This is a genomic window from Haloglomus salinum, from assembly GCF_024298825.1.
GTDB classification, from domain to species: domain Archaea; phylum Halobacteriota; class Halobacteria; order Halobacteriales; family Haloarculaceae; genus Haloglomus; species Haloglomus salinum.
On sequence record NZ_CP101153.1, the window covers coordinates 3,517,769 to 3,537,134 of the forward strand.

Below are 19,366 nucleotides of genomic sequence, written 5' to 3' on the forward strand. Positions count from 1 at the left end.
CCCGTCGTACGCCGACCATGCACTTCGAGGGTGTCGTCCTCGACCTCGACGGGACGGTCTACCGCGGCGGCGAGCCGATTCCGGGGGCACCGGAGACCATCGGTCGGCTGCGCGAGCGGGGCTGCTCGCTTCTGTTCTGCTCGAACAATCCGACGAAGGGCCGCGAGGCGTACGTCGACCGGCTCGCAGGGATGGGTATCGAGGCGACGGCCGACGAGGTGCTCTCGGCGGGGTCCGTCACGACGCGGTACCTCCGTGACCGACACGCCGACGACCTGCTGTACGTCGTCGGCTCGTCGGGCCTCCGCGACCAGCTCGCCGCGGCCGACCTCCGGACGACCGACGACCCCGAGGCGTGCGAGGCTCTCGTCGTCTCGTTCTACCGCGGGTTCGACTACGACACCCTGACCGACGCCTACCTGGCGGGCAAGGACGGCTGTCCGTTCGTCGGGAGCGACCCGGACGTGGTCATCCCCACCGAGACCGGGATGGTCCCGGGGTCGGGCGCCATCGTCGGCGCCGTCGCGAGCATCCTCGAACGCGACCCGGACCACGTGCTCGGCAAGCCCTCTCCGGAGGCCATCGCGATGGCCACCGACGCGCTCGGGGTCCCGCCCGCGCGGTGTCTGATGGTCGGCGACCGCCTCGACACGGATATCGCGTTCGGCGAGCGGGCCGGCATGACGACTGCCCTCGTCCGGACGGGCGTCAACGACGACGCCGACGTGGCCGAGAGCGACGTGACCCCGGACCACATGCTCGACTCCATCGCCGACGTGGAACGGCTGTTCGACTGACCGCGGGAACAGTTATGTTCGGGGGCGGTCCAGGGCCGCCTGTCATGACCGAGGAGACACGAGCCGCCGACCCTGGTGGAGCGGGCGACGAGGAACACGTCCGGCGGAACCGGTGCATCCGGGATTGCGGGTCCGGCCTCCGCGAGGGCTACGCGACGGCGTGGACCGAGGCGGCCCGCCCCGACTGAGTCAGCGGCGAGCTATCGGTGGAAGTTCCGTTCAAACAACGAATATGGCAGGTTTGTCGAATAGTCCCTTCGTAATTCAGGAATACTGCGTTGAAGTGAACTAGGTCCCCGCGGGCCGCTCCCGTCCGGACCGCATCACCGTTATTGGGCTCGGGTCCGTCGTTCGGACCGTGTCCGACCGCCCAGCCACGGATGCGCTGTCGTTCGCGCTCGCGGACCGGTGGCGCAATCTATCGGCAGTCGTCCTCGTGGTCGCGGCCATCGGATTCGCCGTCTCCTTCGATTCCAGGGTCGCGTACTACGGCGCCGGGCTGACCGTGTTCACCGTCTGGATGGCCTGGTTCGTGCTGGTGGCCATCGACTGGCTCCGTGCGGCCGACTTCTGAGGGGCTCTCAGGCTTCCCCGTCGCGTTCCTGTGCCCACTCGAGGAGCGGGTCGAGGAGCGTCCGGAGCTCCGCGCCCTCGTCGGTGAGCCGGTACTCGACGCGGGGCGGGATCTCGTCGTACTGCTCGCGCTCGAGGAGTCCGGCCTCGGTCAGGTCGTCGAGTCGGGTCGACAGCGTGGAACTGCTGACCTCCTCGAACGCCTGCTCGATCTCTCCGTACCGGACCGGTTCGAGCGCCCCGACCACGCAGACCACCTGCATGGCGAACTTCCGGCTGAGCAGGTCCATCACGCCACCGAGGGGGCAGTAACAGCGGGTGTCGTCGGGCAGTTCGGTCGTCTCGTCGGCGCTGGCGGTATCCCGGGACATGGGTTCGACGCGTCGAAGCTGATTCAATACTTCGGACTCGATAGTACAAGTGCTTTGGTATCCGAAGTAAGGTCGCATGTCGAGTCAGACGACCGACTGCTGCGACCAGTGTGGTACCGAGACGACGAACGAGACTGCCGGCGGACGTGCGGGTCCGGCTCCGGACTCGCGGTGGCTCACGGAGCGGCCGGTCCTCGATGCCGGACTCCCGGCCGACCTCACGACGGCGGCGACCGAGTTCTACGGCGTCGGCCCCGTCGAGACGCTGCGTGACTTCGCGGAGGCGTCGCGTGCGGTCGCTGGCGGGTCCGTCGAGGTGACGGACCTCTGCCACGTCGAGGGAGACTCCCCCCACCGCGCGATCGCGGGCGAGGAGACGTACTCGTTCAGGTGTTTCTACGACGGGGTCGCGCTGGCGCGGCTCCAGTCCGAACCGGTCGAACTGCGCACTGAGAGCCCGGGCGGCGCTGTCGTGGAGCTGGAGGTCGCCGCCGACGGGTCGGTTGCGGTCACGCCCGAGGACGCGGCGATGTCGTTCGGTATCGCGCCGGCCGCCGGCACGCTCGACGACGACCCATCACCAGAGGCCGTCTTCGAGGCCGTCTGCCCCTGGGTGAAGGCGTTCCCGTCGCGCGAGGCGTACGAGGGCTGGGCCGCGGCCACGGCGGCGCCGACGGTCGGGCTCCCGTTGGCCGAGGGGACGCCCGTGGCGGCGGAACTCGTCGCAGAGGAGTGACGGCGCGATACTGCCAGGACGGCAACCCCTAAATCCGGCCGGCCCACAGAGTCGTTCGTGCAGGTCACCATCATCGACTACGGGGTCGGGAACCTGCGGAGCCTCCAGCGCGGCCTGGAGCGGGCCGACGCCACGGTGACGATATCGAACGACCCGGACGAGATTGCCGCGAGCGACGCCCTCGTGCTCCCGGGCGTCGGCGCCTTCGGCGAGTGCGTCCGCAACCTCGAACCGTTCTCGGACGTGGTCGTCGACGCCGCCGAGGACACACCCATCCTCGGCATCTGCGTCGGTTTCCAGCTCATGTTCACGGAGTCCACCGAGGGCGCGCCCGAGGGCGAGACCATCGACGGGCTCGACCTGATTCCGGGCCGCGTCGAACGGCTCCCCAGCGACGAGGTGAAGGTCCCCCACATGGGGTGGAACGAACTCACCGTCGACCGCGACCACCCGCTCGTCGACGGAATCGACGACGGCGACTACGCCTACTTCGTCCACTCGTACGGCTCCGAGGTCGCCGACCACACCGTCGCCTCCTGCGACTACGGCTTCGACTTCGCGGCCATCGCCGCGACCGAGGCGGGCAACGTCATGGGCACGCAGTTCCACCCCGAGAAGTCCGGCGACACCGGGCTGCGGATTCTGGAGAACTTCGTCGCCTTCGCCGAGGACTGGAACGACGCGCAGGCCCCCGCCGACTGAGCTACGGTCCCTCGACCCGTCCGCCAGGCGACCTGAACACTCAAGCCCCGGGCGACGGCAGACGGGGGCATGGGAGAGCAGGCGGCCCTTGAACGCGTCACGGACCCCGTCACCGTCGACACGCTCGCCAGTGACCTCCGGGCTCTCGGTGTCGAAGCGGGCGAGACGTTGCTGGTCCACTCCTCGCTGAGCGCGCTCGGGTGGGTCGCCGGCGACGCACAGGCCGTCGTCGACGCGCTCCGCGAGGCCGTCACCGCGGACGGAACCCTCGTGATGCCGACACACACGCCACAGTACACCGACCCCGAGGACTGGTCGAACCCGCCGGTGCCCGCCGACTGGGTCGACACCATCCGCGACGAACGCCCGCCGTTCCGGCCGGAGGTCACGCCGACCCGGGGGATGGGTGCCATCCCCGAGTGCTTCCGTGGCTACCCGGATGTCCGGCGGAGCGCACACCCGCTCTACTCGTTCGCCGCCTGGGGCTCCGAGGCCGAGGCCGTGGTCGAGGACCACGAGCTCACCTACGCGATGGGGGAGGGCTCGCCGCTCGCCCGGGTCTACGAGCGTGACGGCCGGGTACTCCTGCTCGGGGTCGGCCACGACGTCAACACGTCGCTCCACCTCGGCGAGTACCGCGCCGATATCGATGCCGACCCCGTGACGAGGGAGGCGCCGGTCCGCCGGGACGGCGAGCGAACGACGGTCACGTTCGAGGATGTCGAGACCTCGACCGACGATTTCGCGACTCTCGGCGGGGCCTTCGAGGACCGGCAGGAGGACGCGGTTGCCCGCGACACCGTGGGTGCGGCCGGGGCACGGCTGGTCGACCAGCCGGCCCTCGTCGATTTCGCGGTTGACTGGTTCGAGGACTACCGTGCCGGTGACGCCGGAGGGTGACACGGTCGGCGGGCACCGCGACTGTCAGCGGAAGTGGTCGAGCTCCAGCTGGTCGCGGTGGATGCCACCCTCCTCCTCGTCGGGAGTGGCGCCCAGCAACCGGGGGAGCGCCGTGTCGGCGAACGTGAGCGCGACGACCAGAACGATAGGCGCGAAGAACAGCCCGTAGAACCCGAGCACCACCGGGCCGAGCGTGTACGCCAGCATCAGGAGCCCGACGTGGGTCGTCTCGCCGCTCAGTAGCGGCCGGAGGATGATGTCGGGGATGGTGTCGACGACCACCACGGTGAGCACGAGGAAGACGACGATGTAGATGAGGAAGGCGTTGTTCGTTCCGAGGACGATTCCGGCGGCGGCGATGGCCGTCAGCGGGAGGTAGACGACCTTCATGCCGACGACGGGGATGAGGCTCGCGATGCCGGTGAGCGCGCCCGCGAGCGCCGGGTACGGGATGGTCGCGGGGGCCGGCGCCCAGGCGTTGTAGCCATGATAGACGGCGATGGCGATGAGCGAGGTCGCGATGACGTTCAGGAGGTTGCCGAACAGGACCGCCTCAAGTTCCTCGTCGACGGCCTCCAGGTACTCCCGGATGATGGCGTCGTCGTCGAACCGGAGCAGCCACTCGCGGATGCGGTGGCCGTCGACCAGCAGGTAGTAGAGGACGATGACGACGATGAACAGGTTGAGGAAGAAGCCAGAGACGAGTTCGGTGAGGAAGGTAGCGTTGTTCTCCGCGAAGGTGAGGAACCCGTCGAGCTGCCCGGACTGATAGGCGCGGTAGAGTCCCTGGATGGTGAGCTCCGGGAGCTGGTCGACACCGCCGAACCAGTCGAAGCGCTTCGAGACCACGTCGATGACACCGTACTGTTCGATGAACCGCCGCGCCTCCACGATGAGCAGGACGACGGTGTAGCTGATGAGGAGAATCAGCGGGACGGCCAGCGACGCCAGTACGACGACGGCCCGCATCCGTGCCGGAAGGCGGAGCCGACCCAGGAACTTGTAGTAGCGCCGGGTGGCGTAGTAGAGGAACACTGCGACCGTCAGCGCCGCGACGAACCGGACTGCGAGGTAGCCGACGATGAGGGCGACGGCGAGACCGAAGAGGGCGACGGCGAACCGCTTCTCGTCCATGGCTTCCAATGGACGGTAGTGGTGAATAAACGGTATGGTCATCGCCACGGCGGCCGAGGGCCCTGTCGAGCCCCGTCCCAGTCGAGTCGCCCCCGGCCCGGGGAGTGCCCGCCGAATCGTGGGTTATTCATGCGGTCCCATATCGGGTCGTACATGAACACGCTGGCCAGGCTCCTCCGGGGGAACGCAGACCACGCCGAGGACTTCCAGAGCCGCTTCGACGAGGTTCAGGAGGGCCAGCGACCCGAGGCGGTGACCGTCTGCTGTTCGGACTCGCGGGTCCTGCAGGACCGCATGTGGAACAACGACGACCCCGGTCACCTGTTCACCGTCGGCAATATCGGTAACCGGGTCGTGCAGCGTCCGGCTGCCCCCATCGTCTCGGGGGACGTACTCTACCCCCTCGCCCACACGGGGACGGAGACGGCGGTCGTGGTCGGTCACACCGGGTGCGGCGCGGTCACGGCGACCTACGACGCCCTGACGGGAGGCGTGTCGGACGAACCCGGCATCGAGCACTGCCTGGACCTGCTACGGCCACACCTCGAACCCGGCGTCGGGAGTCTCCCCGGGGACCTGAACCGGGCCGACGCCATCAACCACCTCGTCGAGTACAACGTCGACCGGCAGGTCGAGCTCCTCCTGGAGAGCGATTCGGTGCCCGACGGGACGGACGTGGCCGGCGTCGTCTACGACTTCCAGGACGTCTACGGCGGCAAGCGTGGCGAGGTCCACGTCGTCAACGTGGACGGAGAGACGAACATCGCACGCCTGCGGGACGCGCATCCGGAGTTCTCTGACCGAATCCGGCGGCTGTGGGAGTATTGAGGCCGATCGAAATCGCGGCCAGTATCTCGCAAATAACGTGGGGATACTCTGGATGAATTGAACGTGAGTTCTGTGCTTCCGCGATATCGTCCAGAGAGGATCACTCGTCGTCGGTGTACCAGTACGCCCACAGCACCAGCACGGCCTGGAGCGGGAGGCGCGCGTACAGGAGGGCGTCGGAGTTCGCCCAGTCGGGGGCGGCCGGGAGTTCGAGGTCGCCGACCGCCATGTAGATGTTCGCGGGGAAGACGGCGGCGAGCAGGAGCATGATGCCGACGGCGGCACGGTGGCGCGTGCGCTCGAACAGGACGCCGACACCGAGGGCGATCTCGGCCGCGCCCGAGAGGTAGACCAGCGCCTTCGGCGCGGGCAGCTGTGGTGGCACGATGTACTCGAACGGTTCCGGCGACAGGAAGTGCAACACCCCCACGAAGGTGTACGTCAGTCCCATCACGTACCGCAACGGCCGCTTGTACTGTGCGAGTCCGCCCTCGGCAGCGTCACTCATCGACTCGGCTGTCGGAACGCCGGGACAAGAGGGTTGTCACACTGGGTGCGAGCGGGCCCCATCCCCGTGGCTGGACCTTTCCCGCTCTACCCCGTCGGCTTCGTCCCCGATGTCTCGCTCCCGGGGTCCGCCGCGGTCCGGGTCTGCCAGTAGAGGTAGACGAGCAGTGCGACGAGGACGACCTGCACCAGCTTGTCCACGTAGCCGAGCGTGGTGTACTCCCCCGCCTTGACCACGTACCAGAGTGGAATCTGCACTACCGTGTAGACGATACCGACCAGGTAGAGCAGCGGTCGCCGATAATCCACGAGGTAGAGGGCGATTGCACCGAGGAACCCGACCCCCGCGAGTGCGACCGGGATGCGCCCCTCGACGACGCCGGCGTAGATGTGCAAGACCCCGGTGACGACCACCAGTCCGAGCGCGACCCACGCGAGCGTGGGGATGGACCCTGTTTCCAGGCTGCTCTGCGTATCTTGTGACATATCCGCAATTTCGGCACCGGGGGGTAAGTACTCGTCTCCCGTTCCCATCGGCTGAGAAGCGAGGCGTGCGTGTTTCTGCCGGTCGGTGGTCCGCCTCCGAAGTTCTCTCGGAGACGAACACAGACCGACAACTGCTACCGGGACTCTCCGTTTTGCCGTGTTCAGGTAGCGGACAAGGGCCACACTTTGCCCATCGCCCGCCGCTCTTCTCGTCGTGAACTCCTCTCTCCTCGGGTACACCACCGTCAGGTAACCGACGTTACAACGGTAACCTCGTCGAATCGTGGGGAGCGTACACAGAAGCGCGGGCGCTGGGACGGAAATTCCACCATAGAAATATAGGAATGCTTATGTTTACTCTGCTCCTCTAGAATTTAATCATGAGTTCACGACGACCCACCGGACCCCCCACGGTATGACACACGCTAGCATCAGTCGCCGTCGACTCCTCGCAGCAGGCGGTGCTGTGGCGGCTGGGTCCCTTGCCGGGTGTCTTGACCAGGTCACGTCGTCGGTGACGAACACCGGGGCGTCGCCCGCGGCGGTGTTCGCGGGTGCGGACTGGAATGACGATGACACGGAAGTCACGTTCGAGCTGGCTCCGGAGGGCTCGCACGTGGCTCGGCTGACTCCGACGCTATCGGGTGGGTCCGGGCCGCTGTCCAGCGAGGCCGAACTGGAGGGATGGGTGACCTCGGTGCCACTCCGTGCTGCGAACTACAACAACACCCGGAGCAACAAGGGGGGCATCCGGGCTTCCGAAGGGGATGCAGATTCGGATGGCGATGGCGTCGGTGACGACGTCCGCGGTGAGGACTACAACGTCCCACGGAGCAATCGGAGTATCGCGCGACCCCGCGATATCGTCGACGACGATATCGACGGAGACGACGAGACGTTCCGGCGAGTCTCGCGGCTCGACGCGCAGCTTCGGGAAGCGACGACCGCGGCTGCCACGGCGATTTCGAAGCGGAGTGCACGGACGGGGCGGAACCCCCAGACCGAGACAGAGATCACTGCCGCAGTAGGCGACATGGAGGCGGTACTGGCCGAGATGCGGGCAGTGCTGGAGCGGTGTTCAGACGACTCCTGTGTCGCGGCCCTGGAGAACGTCGGCCATCGTGAGGCCGACGTGCAGCGGGCCAGCGAACACATCGAGAACGGCGAGTGGCAATCGTTCGGGATGGCTGGCGGGGACGACGACGATATTCTCGTGGGTGACTACCTCCTCCCTTCAGCTGCGTTCGACCCGTCGGGGTTGTTCAGTCCGACAGAGCAGGCGGCACTGTTCAGGTATCTCGAAGAGAAGCCCGTCATCGCGGAGCGGTTCTCGGTGTGCCTGCCCGACGCCGAGGTTCCGGGTGGGAACGGGAGTATCCGTGAGGCGGTGACGCCGGAGCGGCTGTTCGCGTATCTGGCCGGTCAGGCGGGCGATGGCAAGGTGTATGCGTGGGGTGATTCGAAGGTGGCGGCAGATAGTTCAGGCGACTGTGATGACACCGATGCCGACCGGCTGCCGGGGGTGGTGTGTGGGTCTTCGCCACACTTCGTCGCCGACGTGTCAGAACCTGTCGCGACGGGTGGCGGGCTCGTGGCCGAGCAGGGGTCCGACGGTCGCATAACCGTACTGAATACGCCGCCCTCTACTGAGCGTGGCGCACCCGTGGTGGTGTGTCCGGCTGAAGGAGAGCCGTTCGCACCAGCGGGGCTGGACGCGTGGGGGAAGAAGACGAGGGACGTTCCGGCGACAATGGAAGCTCAGGGTCGGCTCCTCGACCTGACAGTCGCGCAGGTACAGGTTCAGCCGCCGGGCTGTCCACAGCCGGTCCCGGCACTCATGTATGTGGGTCGCGGGCTGAGCAACGGGCAGCTCGTCTACTCCGGGGGGTGGCTCATTGACGATGCGGCGTTGTACACCGGTTCGGCGACGGCGCTGACAATGGAACGCTCGGCGCAAGTAGTTGGTATCGAGTGTTGCTTCGACTACTCGACTGACGCTGATGGTGATGGGCTCGGTGACGTGGTGGCGCGGGCGGGACTGAGTGAGCGGGAGCGGCGGGGTGCGCGGATCGATTCGGGAACGGTCAGCGCGCTCGTTGCCTCCGGGACGCTATCGGAAGACGGTGGCGGGAAAGTGTACTGTTGGGGAAGCAGTGATTACTCGAAGGCAAACTCTGATTCCTGCGGTGGTGGAGCTAGCGGCGAACTGCTGGTGACGCACTGTCCGTTGGACGCACCGGTACTGCATCTGGTGAACGCGGGAAGTGCGTCGAACGAGGTGAAGTTCAAAGCGGGCGCGGAGCTCTCGAAAAGTGTGAACTGACCTCGTTCAGCGGCTCTCCCGTTGCTCCACCTTGTTCAACTCGATGAGCAGCCGGAACACGGCTTTCACCAGGTTCGAGTCCACGTCGAAGCGCTCGGCATTCTCGCCGGCGCGGTCCATCACGGCCTGTTCCTGGTCCTCGTCGGTTGTCGGGCGCCCCTCGTCGCGCTTGACCGCGGCGATGGATTCGGCCACGTAGGTCCGCTGGGCGATGAGTTCGACGATCTCGCGGTCGATATCCTGAATCTCCCGCCGAAGCGCGTCCAGGTCCATCTCTTCGACCGCGATCTCCTCGTCCTGTGCCTCGTCGTCGGTGTCAGCGTCACTCATAGTTGGTGTTCTCCTCGGGAGTTATCGTGCTACCATCCCGCCAGCCGTGTCCAGCGCCAGCCGCCGTGTCCGCCCCTCGCGTTCCTGCCACCGTGCCGCGACCGGGTCCAGCGCGCCGTCAGTCCCGACCGCGACGAACGAGGGGCCGGTCCCCGAGAGCGAGGCGCCCGCCGCGTCGGGGAGCGCCTCGACCGCAGGGTCCGCGGGGAAGCCCAGCGCGGCGCAGAACGCGAAGCCGTTGACCGTCATCGCACGGGCGTAGTCGCCATCGAGCGCGAGGTCGCGCACGAGGTCTGCGACCGGCGCGATACGCTCACAGCGTGCCACGTCCGCGTCGGCCGAGAACGCCCGCTCCTCGGGAGTCCAGACGAGCGCCCGCCACGCCGTCGGGAGCGTCTCGTGGGTCAGGAGCGTGTCCTTGGTGTTGTCCGTCACCGTCACGCCGCCCAGCATCGAGGCCGAGGCATCGTCGAATGCGCCTGTCACCGTCACGCCGGCGTCGCGCGCGGCCTCGACACCGAGTCGGCAGGCAGCGGCGCGCGTCGGCGCGTCGGCGTGCGCGCGCTCCGCATCCGGGAGCGCGTCCGCCGGCGCGCGGTCGAGTGCGTCCAGCGTCGCCAGTACGGTCGCGTTCGCCGCCGCAGAGGAGGACTTGAGCCCGGCTGCCATCGGGACCGCGCTCTCGGTCCGGACGTGCCCGCCGTCCGCGACGCCGTCGCCGTGGCGCGCACAGACCAGCTCCACGCACCGCTCGATGAGTCGCGTGTCCGCGTCCGGCGCGCCCGCGATTTCGCCGGTGACGCTCCCGGAGTCGTCGAGTTCGACGGTCGCCGTCGTCCGGGCGTCGATTGCGAAGGCACTGCCCGAGCCGTTGGCGAGCGCGTTCAGGACCGTCCCGGCACCGGGTGCGGCTGCGCGACCCTCCATCGGCCGTCGGTCGGCGGGGGGCACACTAAGCGATGGCGGTCGGGGCGTATCTCGCTGCGCGCGATTCGCGGCGGCGCGCACCGGGGTGTCACGTCGCCAGGTGTGTGATTGCTGGTCACACGTCCACTCCTGTACACGGAAGTGGATGAACGTCCCCCGGTACCCGTCTCTCGACCGAGAACGTTCGTGCCCTGAGGGCGAGTCTCACACAACGTTTAGTACCCCGCAAGTATTGCCCTACAGTATGGACTTCGCCAGTCCCGTCGCACCGAGCATCGCCGGGGAGCAGACCGACTCCTTCAGCACCGGCAAGACATTCGCGACGTGGACATTTAATACGGCGAAGAACCCCTCTTTCGCGACCAAGCGGCAGTCTATCGACTCCAGCGCCGTCCCGATGTGGGACGACGTGGAGACTGCCGTGAGGTATCGCGAGGAACATCACCCATCGGCCTCGGGTGAGGGCCTCGCGTCGTGAGATGAGTGTCTCTCGTCATCCGGTCGCCCTCCGGCTCGAGCAGCGCGTCGGTCGCGGCACGCGGCTGCTCGCGACGGTCATGCTGCTCCCGCTCATCGACGGCATCTTCCCCGCACTCGTCCTTGCGGGCGGCGTCGACGACCTGACCGGCATCCTCGAGGTCGGCCTCCTCGTGTTCGGTGGCTCGGCCACCGTCGCGGTCGTCCTCGCGGAGATGGACGGCACGCGTCGCGAGCAGGTCTCGTCGGTCCTCCTCGTCGGGGTCGGCGTCATCTCGCTTGCGGCCGTCGAGGCCGCGCTCGCGCCCACCATCGAGACGCTGCTGAACCTGACCACCTTCAGTCGCTTCGCCGCACTCGTCATCCTCGCGGTCGCCGCGAAGACGGCCTCCGCGACGGTCGGCGAGTACCTCCCCAGCCCGGCGGTCATCATCGGGCTCGGACTCGTCGCCAGTTTCGAGCCCTCGGGCGCCAGCCTCCAACTCGTCACGGACCCGTGGCTCGTCGCCCGGGGCGCCGCGGCCGGCGGCGTCGGCGTCACGTTCGCACTGGGTGTCGCCCTGTTCGGCCCGTGGCTCCGCGGTGTCGTCGACCTCGACCGCTTCCGCTTCGGGAGCGCCGTCGCGCTCGGCGTCCTGCCGCTCTCGATCCTCGAGCTGATTCCCGCCAATGCGCCGCTCGCGCTCGCCGTGCTGGGCATCACGTCCCTGCTGGCGTTCGACCCCGACGGCCAGGGCGACCCGCTCCCGGCCGACGAGGCCGAGGGTCCAGTCGCGGACGACGACCCGCTCGGCCCCATCGTGGCCGCCGACGGGGAGGGCCAGACCGGTGACGGTGAGGTCGCCATCGAGAACGTCGACCCCGACGCCACGCCCGGCGTCGACGCGGTCGCACCCGACGAGTCCGACGACGATGTCGACCACACGCCGGGTATCTCCGACGGCGACCGCGCGCCCTGGCTGTAGGCACCGTCCGCTGTCCCGTCACCCGACGGTCGTCGCGACGCCCTTCGTCTGCCGGTAGTCACGGCCGAGAATGGTCTCCAGCCGTTCGCGGAGCGACCGCTCCTCCACCGGCGTCCAGTCCGCCGGTTCCGTCACCGGCACCAGCAGGAACCCCCTCCCGGTGACCTCCTCGGCATGCAACGCGGCCGCGTCGACGGGGAGTCGGTCGGCCAGCGCCGTATGTTCCCGGAGGCCGTATCCGAGTGCCCGGTCCCCCACGAGCACGAGGATATGCGCGTTGACCGCCCGGAGTTCGGCGTCGAGGTAGCGCTCGGCGTCGGCGTATGAGGCCTCGTCCGGGTCGAGCGTGGCCCGGGAGCCTTCGGCGGGGGTCCACACCTCGGGGTGCGCGTACGAGCAGAAGCAGTTCGTCGCGTCGGGGCGGTCCGCGTACGGCTCGGCCAACAGCCCGACCGCGTGCAGGACCCGCTGGAGTCGGACACCGGCCACGCGCCCCGTGAACGGAACGCCCGTGCCGGCGCCGCCGTGCCGCCCGGGATGGTCGCCGACGACGTGGATGTCGGCGTTGGCATCCCCGTATCCGGGGACCGCAGGCCCGGGATAGCGGATGCCGAACGGGTTGGACACCTCCGACGTGACGTTCTCCACGAGCCCCGTAGTCGCGCCGGGGACATGAGTTTCGCGGGGGGTCGGCGGGCACCGGCCACTACGCGGGCGCAAGCGGGAAGCCCCCGGCCCGTGACGGGAGACCCATGACGCCGGACTCCGACCCGACCGCGGCCGACCGCGCACCCGACAGCAACGTACTCGATGTGGAGTACACGCACGAACACGTCGCGCGGATTCTGCTGGCTCGCCCCGACTCGCTGAACGCCTACAACGAGGCACTGCTCCGCGACCTCGTCCCGACGCTCGAATCGCTCGACGAGGCCCTGGAGGTTCGAGCAATCATCCTCACGGGTGAGGGGAAGGGGTTCTGCGCGGGCGTCGACCTCGACGACATGCCCCTCTCGGCCGACCAGGACCTCGCCGAGTACGAGCGCGGTCTCGGGCTCTTCCAGGACGTGGTCGCGACGCTCCGCGGGATGGGCACGCCGGTCGTCGCAGCGGTCAACGGCTACGCGATGGGTGCGGGCTGTGACACGGCACTCGCCTGTGACTTCCGTATCGCCGGCGAGTCCGCAACCATGGCCGAGACGTTCGTCGACGTGGGGTTCGTCCCTGGCGACGGCGGCGCCTACCTGCTGCCGCGCATCGTCGGCGAGGCGAAGGCGAAGGAACTCATCATGACGGGCAAGCACGTCTCCGGCGAGGCCCTCGTCGAGTGGGGCCTCGCCCGGGAGTGCGTGCCGGACGGTGACCTGCAGGAGACCGCCGTCGAGTTCGCGGCGGAGCTGGCCGAGGGGCCGCCGGTGGCCATCGCTCACTCGAAGGAACTGGTCAACGAGGCGTTCGATGTCGACCTGGAGACCGCCCACGAACACGCCACTCGCGCACAGCGCATCTGCTCGCAGACCGAGGACCACGAGGAGGCGGTGCAGGCGTTCGCCGAGGACCGCGAGCCGGAGTTCACGGGCAACTGACGAGGATATCGCGAAGGGTGCGGTCGAGACGGGCGGTGCCCGTACTCAGTCGCTCCGCGGCCGGCCGCGCGAGGCGACCAGCACCGCGGCGACCGCGACCATGACCACCGAGACGGCGGGATAGGCCGCGACTGCGACGGCGACCACCGGGACGGCCGCGAGTACGGCCGCATACCGGGTGGGCGGTGCGCGTCGGGGCTGGTGTGCGTGCGATGCGTGTCGTGCGTCGTCTGCGTTCATGATTGGAGGGGTGTCAGCGGGAACCGGCTATCGGGCCGGTCCTCGACTGCCCCGGGGTCCGGGGTAGTCAACCGTGGTCGTGGGGCGGGTCGATGCCTTCGTCCGCACCGCGCGGCGCGTACTCGATGGCGACGGCGTGGACCGTCTCGACGCCGAAGGCGTCCGCGACGTGGGCCGCCAGCGCGTCGGCGTCGCGGTCGCCGAAGTCGCCCTCGATGCGGGCGGTCACGTCGACGTAGATGTCGAGTGACGCGGGCTGGACGAGGTCGATCTCGCCGACGTCGACGACCGTCGCGCCGCCGACGTTGGCGAGCACGTCGGTGACACCAGCCGGGAGGTCCCCCATCTCGCCGCGGGGGACCCGGACCTCGGCGTCGACCTCGATGGCGACCGCTTCGGTGTCGCCGTCCGGGTGTTCGTGCGCCGATTCGTGCTCGGGGTGGGTACCGTACAGTGCCATACGGACCGTGCGGGAGTCGAACCCGCGGCGCGTGTGCGCTCCACCTGGCGGTCTCGGACGGGGCCGACAGTGACGCCTCTCGGCGACTGGCGGACCGGCGGCTGTTCGACCCGACGACGGACGGCAGCCGTCGGTCGGGCGAGTTCGATGCGGTTCCCGTTGCGGACCTGCGGCCGGCTGGGGAGTGAGAAGCGCGAAGGAGAGCGTCGCACGCGGACCCTCGCGCCCCTCGGGCGCGCCGGGTCCGAAAGTCCCGGCGGCCTAGGTCTGCTGGGCCGCGAGGTCGGTGCGACGGGTGGTCACTGCGGACCACACGCCCTCGCTCGGCCACCCTGCTGGGGTCCCGACAGCGTCGCGTTCACCTGCGATGGCGAACGCGGCGCTGCCGGCATACGCGGGCAGCGTGGGGCGATTGCGCGTGGTCATGATGTGCCTCCGAACGTCCGGGGACCGGACGAACGTATCCCTGTCTGTGAACGCAGCTGTATTAATGTTTTCTCCGGGTTGAGGAGCCCTAACAAACTTCTCCAAACCCGAATCAGTCGAGATGAGGTCGAATGTGCGGAATAATGTACGAAAGTGCGAGGTTGCCGGCGAACGGTACTCAGCGGTAGGTGGTGGGATCGCGGAACAGCTGGTGTTCGTCGACGACGAGCGAGCGGTCGATGTCGGCCGCGCGCGTCCGCCCGGTCAGGCCCATCGTCAGGTCCATATCCGCTACGAAGTTCTCGCAGACTGCCTCGACGCCGTTCGCCCCGTCGATGGCGAGCCCGTAGATGTACGGTCGGCCGAGACAGACCGCGTCGGCACCGAGCGCGAGCGCCTTCAGCGCCTCCGCCCCACGGCGGATGCCCGAGTCGAACAGGATGTCCGCGTCGGTGTCCGCGAGCTCCGCGGCGATGCGCGGGAGCGCCTCCAGCGCGCCGATGGCGCCGTCGACCTGCCGGCCGCCGTGGTTCGAGACGATGATGCCGTCCGCCCCGTGCTCGACCGCCCGTCGCGCGTCGGCCGGGTGGAGCAGTCCCTTGACGACGACGGGGAGGTCGGTCTGCTCACGGAGCCAGTCGAGGTCCTCCCACGTCAGCGTCGGGTCGCCGAAGGCGTCGAGGAAGGTCTGAATCGCACCGAACTCGTCGTCCTCGGGAGGGTGGTCGAGCAGGTCGAGGAACGTCTCGTCGGCGACGTAGTTCGCCATCCCCTCACCCTCCAGTTGCGGGACGTACCCGCGCGAGAGGTCACGCTCCTTCCAGCCCGGCACGGGCGTGTCCACCGTCACGACGATGGCGTCGTAGCCGGCGTCCTCGGCCCGGTCGACGAAGCTCTCGGCCAGTTCGCGCTCGGAGGACCAGTAGAGCTGGAACCACTTCGGCGTCTCGCCCAGCTCCGCGGCCACGTCCTCCAGCGTCTCCGAGGCGACCGACGAGAGGATGACCGGCATCCCGGCCTCGCGGGCCCCCTCGGCCATCGCGAGCTCCCCGTCGTCGTGCGCGATGGACTGGATACCGATGGGCGCGAGCAGCACGGGGAACGGGAGCTCCTGTCCGCAGACCTCGACCGAGAGGTCGCGCTCGCCCACGTCCCGCAGGAAGCGCGGGACGATGCGCCATCGGTCGAAGACCCGTCGGTTGCGCCCGACCGTGTTCTCCCCGCCCGCGCCGCCGGCCACGTAGCCGGCCGCCTCCTCGTCCATCACCTCGAGCGCGGCCGCCTCCAGCTCCTCGAAGCTGATGGGCACGTCGGGCTCGATGCCGGCGTGGCCGCTGACGAAGATCTCGCGCTGGCGCTGCTCACCGATGTTGCCGTCGGACATGCGCGAACTTGCGGGTGGCTGGCACATAACTGTGGGCGGGCGGCCCCTACTAGCTCGTCCTCAGAACAGCGGGTCGTCCACGATGCGCGCGGGCCCGCCGACCTCCCACACCCGCGTCGGGACCCCGAGGTCCTCGATAGCCGCCTGCACCTGGTCGACGTCCTCTGCCGTCGTGTTGACGTAGACGGAGGCCCCCGTATCCGTCGAGTAGTAGGCGTCGACGCCCTCCTCGCGGAGGTCATGGACCGTCTCGAAGATCTCCAGCGTCTCGGGCTGCCAGTAGACCCAGCCCGCGGGCCCGGTCATCGTCGTGGCGGCGAGCGAGAGCGAGTCGTGTTCGGCGAGTTCGAAAGCACGCTCGAAGTCGGCCTCGCGGAGCGCGTCGCGCATCGTCTGGAGTTGCTCGTGGACGTGCGCCATGCGGGCCTGGAACATGTGGCTCTCCTCGGCCTCGTCGTGGGCCGCCTGGGTGTGCTTGAACGCCGGCACCTCGCAGCCGACGATACGCAGCTCGTCTTCCAGCTCCGTCTCGAGTCGGTGGGAACGGCAGTCCGCGTCGTTGTGGCCGGCCGAGAGGTCCGAGAACGCCCCCGTCACGGCGCGGGCCGCCGAGGCCGACCCGCGGCGGGCGATGGCCGACATCGACGGGTGGTCGAGGTCGAGGCCGGCGGCCTCACAGGCCGCGACCGCGAGTGCCGCGAACCCGGACGCCGAGGAGCCAAAGCCGATGTTGGTGGGGAAGTTCGACTCGCTCTCCATGCGGACGCGCCGGTCCTCGTCGGCCAGTTCGCGGACCCGGTCGAGCACCGACCGGATGCGGTCGGCTCCCTGCCCCTCGACCGCCTCGCCGTCAACGACGTAGTGGTCGGCGTCGCGCTCCTCGAACTGCACTGACGTCCGCGTGCGCGTGGGAGCGGTGCAGACGCTGATGGAGTCGTGGTACGGCAGTCGGAGGTCGTGGTCGCTCATCCCGTGGTACTTGACCAGCCCCTCGATGGGGTGGGCGACGGCGGTGGCCTTCATATCCCTCTCCCGGTGTGGGGCTCGCTTCAGGCTTCGGGTTCGACGCCGTGCTTCCGGTCTGGCGCGGGCGTTTCTCACTGAGGCGCCGCATTATCCGTCGAAATCCACGCTCCATGCCAAGAACGCCCCATTCGACTCGAAACTCTCCGATTGTGTGGTTATCGAGGGAGGGGCTCACGCTACTGGTGCCGGTGATTTACAGGTCGTCCCGACGGTAGAGACAGAGCGCGTACTCCTCTGTGACGCCGTCGAGCGCGTCGCCGAGCGCGTCGACCGTCGCGTCGGCCGCCGTCGGGCTCGGTTCCGCGAAGCAGGCGATGCCGGGGTACGAGAGCGGCCGCGGGTCGGCCTGGCCTGTCGGCTCGCCGAGGAAGTCGAAGTCGCTGGTGAGTCGGGTCCCGTAGACGTAGGCGCCGCCGGCCGCCTCGACGGGTTCGCGGACGGCGTCGAAATCCCCCTCGTCGACGCGGCCGGTCGGCGGCTCGAAGTGGGCCGCGAGGAGGTACTCGTGGCGGCCCAGCGGCTCGTCCGTCACGGGCGTGGTGAATCCGGCCTCGAAGTGCGAGACGCCGCGCTCGCGGAGCCGGTTGATGAGCGCGTAGTACGGGTTGCCGATCATCAGAAGGAACCGGCGATGCGAGGGGTACTCGACGAGGCCGAACTCCTCGCACTGGCGCTCGCCGTGGTAGGTCCGCTCGTGGCGGCCGAACCAGCGTGCCGACCCGCCGACCGCTCGGATGAGTGGGTAGACCGCGGCGCCGTAGCGTCGGTACCACGCCCGGTTCGAGAAGCTCAGCAGGTTCGGGACATGGACCGGCTCGGGAAGGTCCCGCTCGTACGCGGCCTGCAGGGGCCCAGGGAGGAGACGTTCGAGCATGGTTGCGGCGACGATGGGGGGAGATAAAACGCTACGGGCTTGCGATGGGCCGCCGATTCAGGGCCAGCTCCCGCCCTCCTGGTAGGATTTGAGAACCCGCTGGAGGCCGACCACGTAGGCCGCGGTCCGGAAGTTCGGAATCTCGTAGCTCTCGTAGGCATCGATGAGCCCCTCGAAGGCGTCCACGATGTGGCGTTCGAGTTCCTCGTTGACCTTCTCCTCGGCCCAGTAGAAGCGCTGGCGGTTCTGGACCCACTCGAAGTACGACACCGTCACGCCGCCGGCGTTCGCGAGGATGTCCGGGAAGACGTGGATACCACGCTCGGTGAGGACATCGTCGGCGTCGGGGGTGAGCGGGCCGTTGGCCGCCTCCACGATGATGTCCGCCTGCACGTCGTGGGCGAGGTCCCCGTCGATGGCGTTCTCGAGTGCGGCCGGGATGAGCAGGTCGACGTCCAGCGTCAACAGTTCCTCGTTGGTCAGTTCCTCCTTCGCCTCGGCGTACCCCGTGACGGCGCCGGTCTCGTCCTTGTGGTCGCGGACGGCCGCGGCGTCGAGCCCACCTTCGTGGTAGACGGCGCCCGAGGAGTCGGAGACGGCGACCACGTTCGCGCCGAGTTCGGACTCGAGGAGCTTCGCTGCGACCGACCCGGCGTTCCCGTATCCCTGGACCGCGACCGACGCGCCCTCGATGCGCTTGCCGAGGTAGTCGAACGCTTCCCGCGAGGTGAGCATGACCGACCGGCCCGTGGCCTCGACGCGCCCCTCGCTCCCGCCGGAGTCGATTGCCTTCCCGGTGATGACACCGGGCGCCGTGGTGTTCTCCAGTTTCTCGTAGGTGTCCTTGATCCAGTTCATCTCCCGCTGGCCGGTGTTCACGTCCGGCGCGGGGATGTCCTGGTCCTCACCGATGACCGGTCGGAGCTCCTTGGCGAACGAGCGGGTGAGCCGCTCCAGTTCGTCCATCGACAGCTCTCGGGGGTCGACCGCGATACCGCCTTTCCCGCCGCCGTACGGGATGTCGACGACGGCAGTCTTGTAGACCATCCACCCCGAGAGCGCCTTCACCTCGTCCTTGTTGACGCCCGGGTGATAACGGATACCGCCCTTGTACGGGCCGCGGTCACCGTTGAACTGTGACCGGTAGGCCTTGAACGTATCCAGCGTTCCGTCGTCGCGTTCGATGGTCAGGTTCGTCTCAAGCACCCGTTCCGGGCGTGAGAGACGCCGGAGCACGCCCTCGTCCGCGTCGACGTACTCTGCGGCGTCCCGAATCTGCTCTTGCAGGGACTCGAACGGATTCGCCTCCTCGGACAT

Annotated in this window: 26 protein-coding genes; 12 read left to right on the forward strand and 14 right to left on the reverse strand. The window is 68.5% G+C overall.

Annotation, left to right across the window (positions count from 1 at the left end; translation table 11 throughout):
- Positions 1-17 precede the first annotated feature (17 nt).
- The 3 genes from NL115_RS17170 (at position 18) to NL115_RS17180 (ending at position 1,371) form a co-directional block, all read left to right on the forward strand.
- Positions 18-797 carry an HAD-IIA family hydrolase gene (locus NL115_RS17170; RefSeq protein ID WP_254830550.1) on the forward strand — a complete coding sequence of 260 codons (780 nt, stop codon included), beginning with the start codon at positions 18-20 and terminating at the stop codon, positions 795-797.
- Positions 798-841: 44 nt separating this feature from the next.
- Positions 842-985, forward strand: coding sequence for a hypothetical protein (locus NL115_RS17175; protein ID WP_254830551.1), 144 nt, complete (start codon positions 842-844; stop codon positions 983-985).
- A gap of 170 nt (positions 986-1,155) precedes the next feature.
- Positions 1,156-1,371: a hypothetical protein gene (locus tag NL115_RS17180; protein WP_254830552.1), complete on the forward strand. Its 216-nt coding sequence runs from the start codon at positions 1,156-1,158 to the stop codon at positions 1,369-1,371.
- A 7-nt stretch (positions 1,372-1,378) separates the two neighbouring features.
- Here the strand turns inward: NL115_RS17180 and NL115_RS17185 are convergent, their stop codons facing one another.
- The gene (locus NL115_RS17185; RefSeq protein ID WP_254830553.1) at positions 1,379-1,741 is read right to left on the reverse strand and encodes a winged helix-turn-helix transcriptional regulator; all 363 of its coding nucleotides are present in this window, start codon (positions 1,739-1,741) and stop codon (positions 1,379-1,381) included.
- A 76-nt stretch (positions 1,742-1,817) separates the two neighbouring features.
- Here NL115_RS17185 and merB point away from each other — a divergent pair, with 76 nt between their 5' ends.
- The 3 genes from merB to NL115_RS17200 all read left to right on the forward strand — a co-directional run bounded on the left by merB (position 1,818) and on the right by NL115_RS17200 (position 4,079).
- Complete coding sequence (gene merB / locus NL115_RS17190) at positions 1,818-2,477, forward strand: organomercurial lyase (RefSeq protein WP_254830554.1); 660 nt, start codon at positions 1,818-1,820, stop codon at positions 2,475-2,477.
- Positions 2,478-2,534: 57 nt separating this feature from the next.
- On the forward strand, positions 2,535-3,179 hold the full coding sequence (gene hisH, locus NL115_RS17195) for an imidazole glycerol phosphate synthase subunit HisH (protein ID WP_254830555.1): 645 nt from the start codon (positions 2,535-2,537) through the stop codon (positions 3,177-3,179).
- 69 nt (positions 3,180-3,248) lie between these two features.
- Positions 3,249-4,079, forward strand: coding sequence for an AAC(3) family N-acetyltransferase (locus NL115_RS17200; RefSeq protein ID WP_254830556.1), 831 nt, complete (start codon positions 3,249-3,251; stop codon positions 4,077-4,079).
- Positions 4,080-4,103: 24 nt separating this feature from the next.
- Here NL115_RS17200 and NL115_RS17205 read toward each other — a convergent pair whose 3' ends face one another.
- The gene (locus tag NL115_RS17205; RefSeq protein WP_254830557.1) at positions 4,104-5,213 is read right to left on the reverse strand and encodes an AI-2E family transporter; all 1,110 of its coding nucleotides are present in this window, start codon (positions 5,211-5,213) and stop codon (positions 4,104-4,106) included.
- A gap of 129 nt (positions 5,214-5,342) precedes the next feature.
- Between NL115_RS17205 and NL115_RS17210 the strand changes: the two genes are divergently transcribed.
- The gene (locus NL115_RS17210; protein ID WP_434084001.1) at positions 5,343-6,041 is read left to right on the forward strand and encodes a carbonic anhydrase; all 699 of its coding nucleotides are present in this window, start codon (positions 5,343-5,345) and stop codon (positions 6,039-6,041) included.
- 100 nt (positions 6,042-6,141) lie between these two features.
- Here the strand turns inward: NL115_RS17210 and NL115_RS17215 are convergent, their stop codons facing one another.
- A complete protein-coding gene (locus NL115_RS17215; protein WP_254830558.1) occupies positions 6,142-6,549 on the reverse strand; it encodes a DoxX family protein in 408 nt (135 codons plus the stop codon).
- 86 nt (positions 6,550-6,635) lie between these two features.
- Positions 6,636-7,034, reverse strand: a complete 399-nt coding sequence (locus tag NL115_RS17220) for a DUF7475 family protein (protein ID WP_254830559.1) — start codon at positions 7,032-7,034, stop codon at positions 6,636-6,638.
- A 1,033-nt stretch (positions 7,035-8,067) separates the two neighbouring features.
- Between NL115_RS17220 and NL115_RS17225 the strand changes: the two genes are divergently transcribed.
- Positions 8,068-9,357 (forward strand): hypothetical protein, encoded by a 1,290-nt coding sequence (locus tag NL115_RS17225; protein WP_254830560.1) that lies wholly within the window; start codon positions 8,068-8,070, stop codon positions 9,355-9,357.
- 6 nt (positions 9,358-9,363) lie between these two features.
- Here NL115_RS17225 and NL115_RS17230 read toward each other — a convergent pair whose 3' ends face one another.
- Both NL115_RS17230 and NL115_RS17235 read right to left on the reverse strand, forming a co-directional pair.
- A complete protein-coding gene (locus NL115_RS17230; RefSeq protein ID WP_350355259.1) occupies positions 9,364-9,687 on the reverse strand; it encodes a chorismate mutase in 324 nt (107 codons plus the stop codon).
- 21 nt (positions 9,688-9,708) lie between these two features.
- The gene (locus tag NL115_RS17235; protein WP_254830561.1) at positions 9,709-10,614 is read right to left on the reverse strand and encodes a shikimate kinase; all 906 of its coding nucleotides are present in this window, start codon (positions 10,612-10,614) and stop codon (positions 9,709-9,711) included.
- Between the two features lie 244 nt (positions 10,615-10,858).
- Here NL115_RS17235 and NL115_RS17240 point away from each other — a divergent pair, with 244 nt between their 5' ends.
- Both NL115_RS17240 and NL115_RS17245 read left to right on the forward strand, forming a co-directional pair.
- A complete protein-coding gene (locus NL115_RS17240; RefSeq protein WP_254830562.1) occupies positions 10,859-11,092 on the forward strand; it encodes a hypothetical protein in 234 nt (77 codons plus the stop codon).
- Position 11,093: 1 nt separating this feature from the next.
- On the forward strand, positions 11,094-12,056 hold the full coding sequence (locus tag NL115_RS17245; protein WP_254830563.1) for a DUF5794 domain-containing protein: 963 nt from the start codon (positions 11,094-11,096) through the stop codon (positions 12,054-12,056).
- An 18-nt stretch (positions 12,057-12,074) separates the two neighbouring features.
- Here NL115_RS17245 and NL115_RS17250 read toward each other — a convergent pair whose 3' ends face one another.
- On the reverse strand, positions 12,075-12,704 hold the full coding sequence (locus tag NL115_RS17250) for a uracil-DNA glycosylase family protein (protein ID WP_254830564.1): 630 nt from the start codon (positions 12,702-12,704) through the stop codon (positions 12,075-12,077).
- A gap of 104 nt (positions 12,705-12,808) precedes the next feature.
- Here NL115_RS17250 and NL115_RS17255 point away from each other — a divergent pair, with 104 nt between their 5' ends.
- Positions 12,809-13,639 (forward strand): enoyl-CoA hydratase/isomerase family protein, encoded by an 831-nt coding sequence (locus NL115_RS17255; protein WP_254830565.1) that lies wholly within the window; start codon positions 12,809-12,811, stop codon positions 13,637-13,639.
- Positions 13,640-13,684: 45 nt separating this feature from the next.
- Here NL115_RS17255 and NL115_RS17260 read toward each other — a convergent pair whose 3' ends face one another.
- A complete protein-coding gene (locus NL115_RS17260; protein ID WP_254830566.1) occupies positions 13,685-13,879 on the reverse strand; it encodes a hypothetical protein in 195 nt (64 codons plus the stop codon).
- A 67-nt stretch (positions 13,880-13,946) separates the two neighbouring features.
- Positions 13,947-14,339 (reverse strand): hypothetical protein, encoded by a 393-nt coding sequence (locus NL115_RS17265; protein ID WP_254830567.1) that lies wholly within the window; start codon positions 14,337-14,339, stop codon positions 13,947-13,949.
- Here NL115_RS17265 and NL115_RS17270 point away from each other — a divergent pair.
- Positions 14,333-14,527: a hypothetical protein gene (locus NL115_RS17270; RefSeq protein ID WP_254830568.1), complete on the forward strand. Its 195-nt coding sequence runs from the start codon at positions 14,333-14,335 to the stop codon at positions 14,525-14,527. The genes NL115_RS17265 and NL115_RS17270 overlap by 7 nt on opposite strands.
- Positions 14,528-14,600: 73 nt before the next feature.
- On the opposite strand, the gene NL115_RS17275 is transcribed toward NL115_RS17270, so the two are convergent.
- The 5 genes from NL115_RS17275 to NL115_RS17295 all read right to left on the reverse strand — a co-directional run bounded on the left by NL115_RS17275 (position 14,601) and on the right by NL115_RS17295 (position 19,366).
- Positions 14,601-14,765: a hypothetical protein gene (locus NL115_RS17275; RefSeq protein ID WP_254830569.1), complete on the reverse strand. Its 165-nt coding sequence runs from the start codon at positions 14,763-14,765 to the stop codon at positions 14,601-14,603.
- A gap of 178 nt (positions 14,766-14,943) precedes the next feature.
- Positions 14,944-16,149: an alpha-hydroxy-acid oxidizing protein gene (locus tag NL115_RS17280; RefSeq protein WP_254830570.1), complete on the reverse strand. Its 1,206-nt coding sequence runs from the start codon at positions 16,147-16,149 to the stop codon at positions 14,944-14,946.
- Positions 16,150-16,209: 60 nt separating this feature from the next.
- Positions 16,210-17,172: a phosphomevalonate decarboxylase MvaD gene (mvaD, locus tag NL115_RS17285; RefSeq protein WP_254830571.1), complete on the reverse strand. Its 963-nt coding sequence runs from the start codon at positions 17,170-17,172 to the stop codon at positions 16,210-16,212.
- 196 nt (positions 17,173-17,368) lie between these two features.
- Entirely contained in the window at positions 17,369-18,049 is a 681-nt protein-coding gene (locus NL115_RS17290; RefSeq protein WP_254830572.1) for a hypothetical protein, read from the reverse strand.
- 57 nt (positions 18,050-18,106) lie between these two features.
- Entirely contained in the window at positions 18,107-19,366 is a 1,260-nt protein-coding gene (locus tag NL115_RS17295; protein WP_254830573.1) for a Glu/Leu/Phe/Val family dehydrogenase, read from the reverse strand.

Excerpts from the sequence above, each read along its gene's own strand:
- NL115_RS17230 (WP_350355259.1), bottom strand. The coding sequence starts at position 9,687 with ATGAGTGACGCTGACACCGACGACGAGGCACAGGACGAGGAGATCGCG.
- NL115_RS17280 (WP_254830570.1), bottom strand. The coding sequence starts at position 16,149 with ATGTCCGACGGCAACATCGGTGAGCAGCGCCAGCGCGAGATCTTCGTC.
- NL115_RS17210 (WP_434084001.1), top strand. The coding sequence starts at position 5,343 with ATGCGGTCCCATATCGGGTCGTACATGAACACGCTGGCCAGGCTCCTC.
- NL115_RS17185 (WP_254830553.1), bottom strand. The coding sequence starts at position 1,741 with ATGTCCCGGGATACCGCCAGCGCCGACGAGACGACCGAACTGCCCGAC.
- merB (WP_254830554.1), top strand. The coding sequence starts at position 1,818 with ATGTCGAGTCAGACGACCGACTGCTGCGACCAGTGTGGTACCGAGACG.
- NL115_RS17275 (WP_254830569.1), bottom strand. The coding sequence starts at position 14,765 with ATGACCACGCGCAATCGCCCCACGCTGCCCGCGTATGCCGGCAGCGCC.
- NL115_RS17170 (WP_254830550.1), top strand. The coding sequence starts at position 18 with ATGCACTTCGAGGGTGTCGTCCTCGACCTCGACGGGACGGTCTACCGC.
- NL115_RS17200 (WP_254830556.1), top strand. The coding sequence starts at position 3,249 with ATGGGAGAGCAGGCGGCCCTTGAACGCGTCACGGACCCCGTCACCGTC.
- NL115_RS17240 (WP_254830562.1), top strand. The coding sequence starts at position 10,859 with ATGGACTTCGCCAGTCCCGTCGCACCGAGCATCGCCGGGGAGCAGACC.
- NL115_RS17290 (WP_254830572.1), bottom strand. The coding sequence starts at position 18,049 with ATGCTCGAACGTCTCCTCCCTGGGCCCCTGCAGGCCGCGTACGAGCGG.
- NL115_RS17235 (WP_254830561.1), bottom strand. The coding sequence starts at position 10,614 with ATGGAGGGTCGCGCAGCCGCACCCGGTGCCGGGACGGTCCTGAACGCG.
- NL115_RS17225 (WP_254830560.1), top strand. The coding sequence starts at position 8,068 with ATGGAGGCGGTACTGGCCGAGATGCGGGCAGTGCTGGAGCGGTGTTCA.
- NL115_RS17245 (WP_254830563.1), top strand. The coding sequence starts at position 11,094 with ATGAGTGTCTCTCGTCATCCGGTCGCCCTCCGGCTCGAGCAGCGCGTC.
- NL115_RS17175 (WP_254830551.1), top strand. The coding sequence starts at position 842 with ATGACCGAGGAGACACGAGCCGCCGACCCTGGTGGAGCGGGCGACGAG.
- NL115_RS17215 (WP_254830558.1), bottom strand. The coding sequence starts at position 6,549 with ATGAGTGACGCTGCCGAGGGCGGACTCGCACAGTACAAGCGGCCGTTG.
- NL115_RS17260 (WP_254830566.1), bottom strand. The coding sequence starts at position 13,879 with ATGAACGCAGACGACGCACGACACGCATCGCACGCACACCAGCCCCGA.
- NL115_RS17265 (WP_254830567.1), bottom strand. The coding sequence starts at position 14,339 with ATGGCACTGTACGGTACCCACCCCGAGCACGAATCGGCGCACGAACAC.
- NL115_RS17220 (WP_254830559.1), bottom strand. The coding sequence starts at position 7,034 with ATGTCACAAGATACGCAGAGCAGCCTGGAAACAGGGTCCATCCCCACG.
- NL115_RS17295 (WP_254830573.1), bottom strand. The coding sequence starts at position 19,366 with ATGTCCGAGGAGGCGAATCCGTTCGAGTCCCTGCAAGAGCAGATTCGG.
- NL115_RS17255 (WP_254830565.1), top strand. The coding sequence starts at position 12,809 with ATGACGCCGGACTCCGACCCGACCGCGGCCGACCGCGCACCCGACAGC.
- mvaD (WP_254830571.1), bottom strand. The coding sequence starts at position 17,172 with ATGAAGGCCACCGCCGTCGCCCACCCCATCGAGGGGCTGGTCAAGTAC.
- NL115_RS17205 (WP_254830557.1), bottom strand. The coding sequence starts at position 5,213 with ATGGACGAGAAGCGGTTCGCCGTCGCCCTCTTCGGTCTCGCCGTCGCC.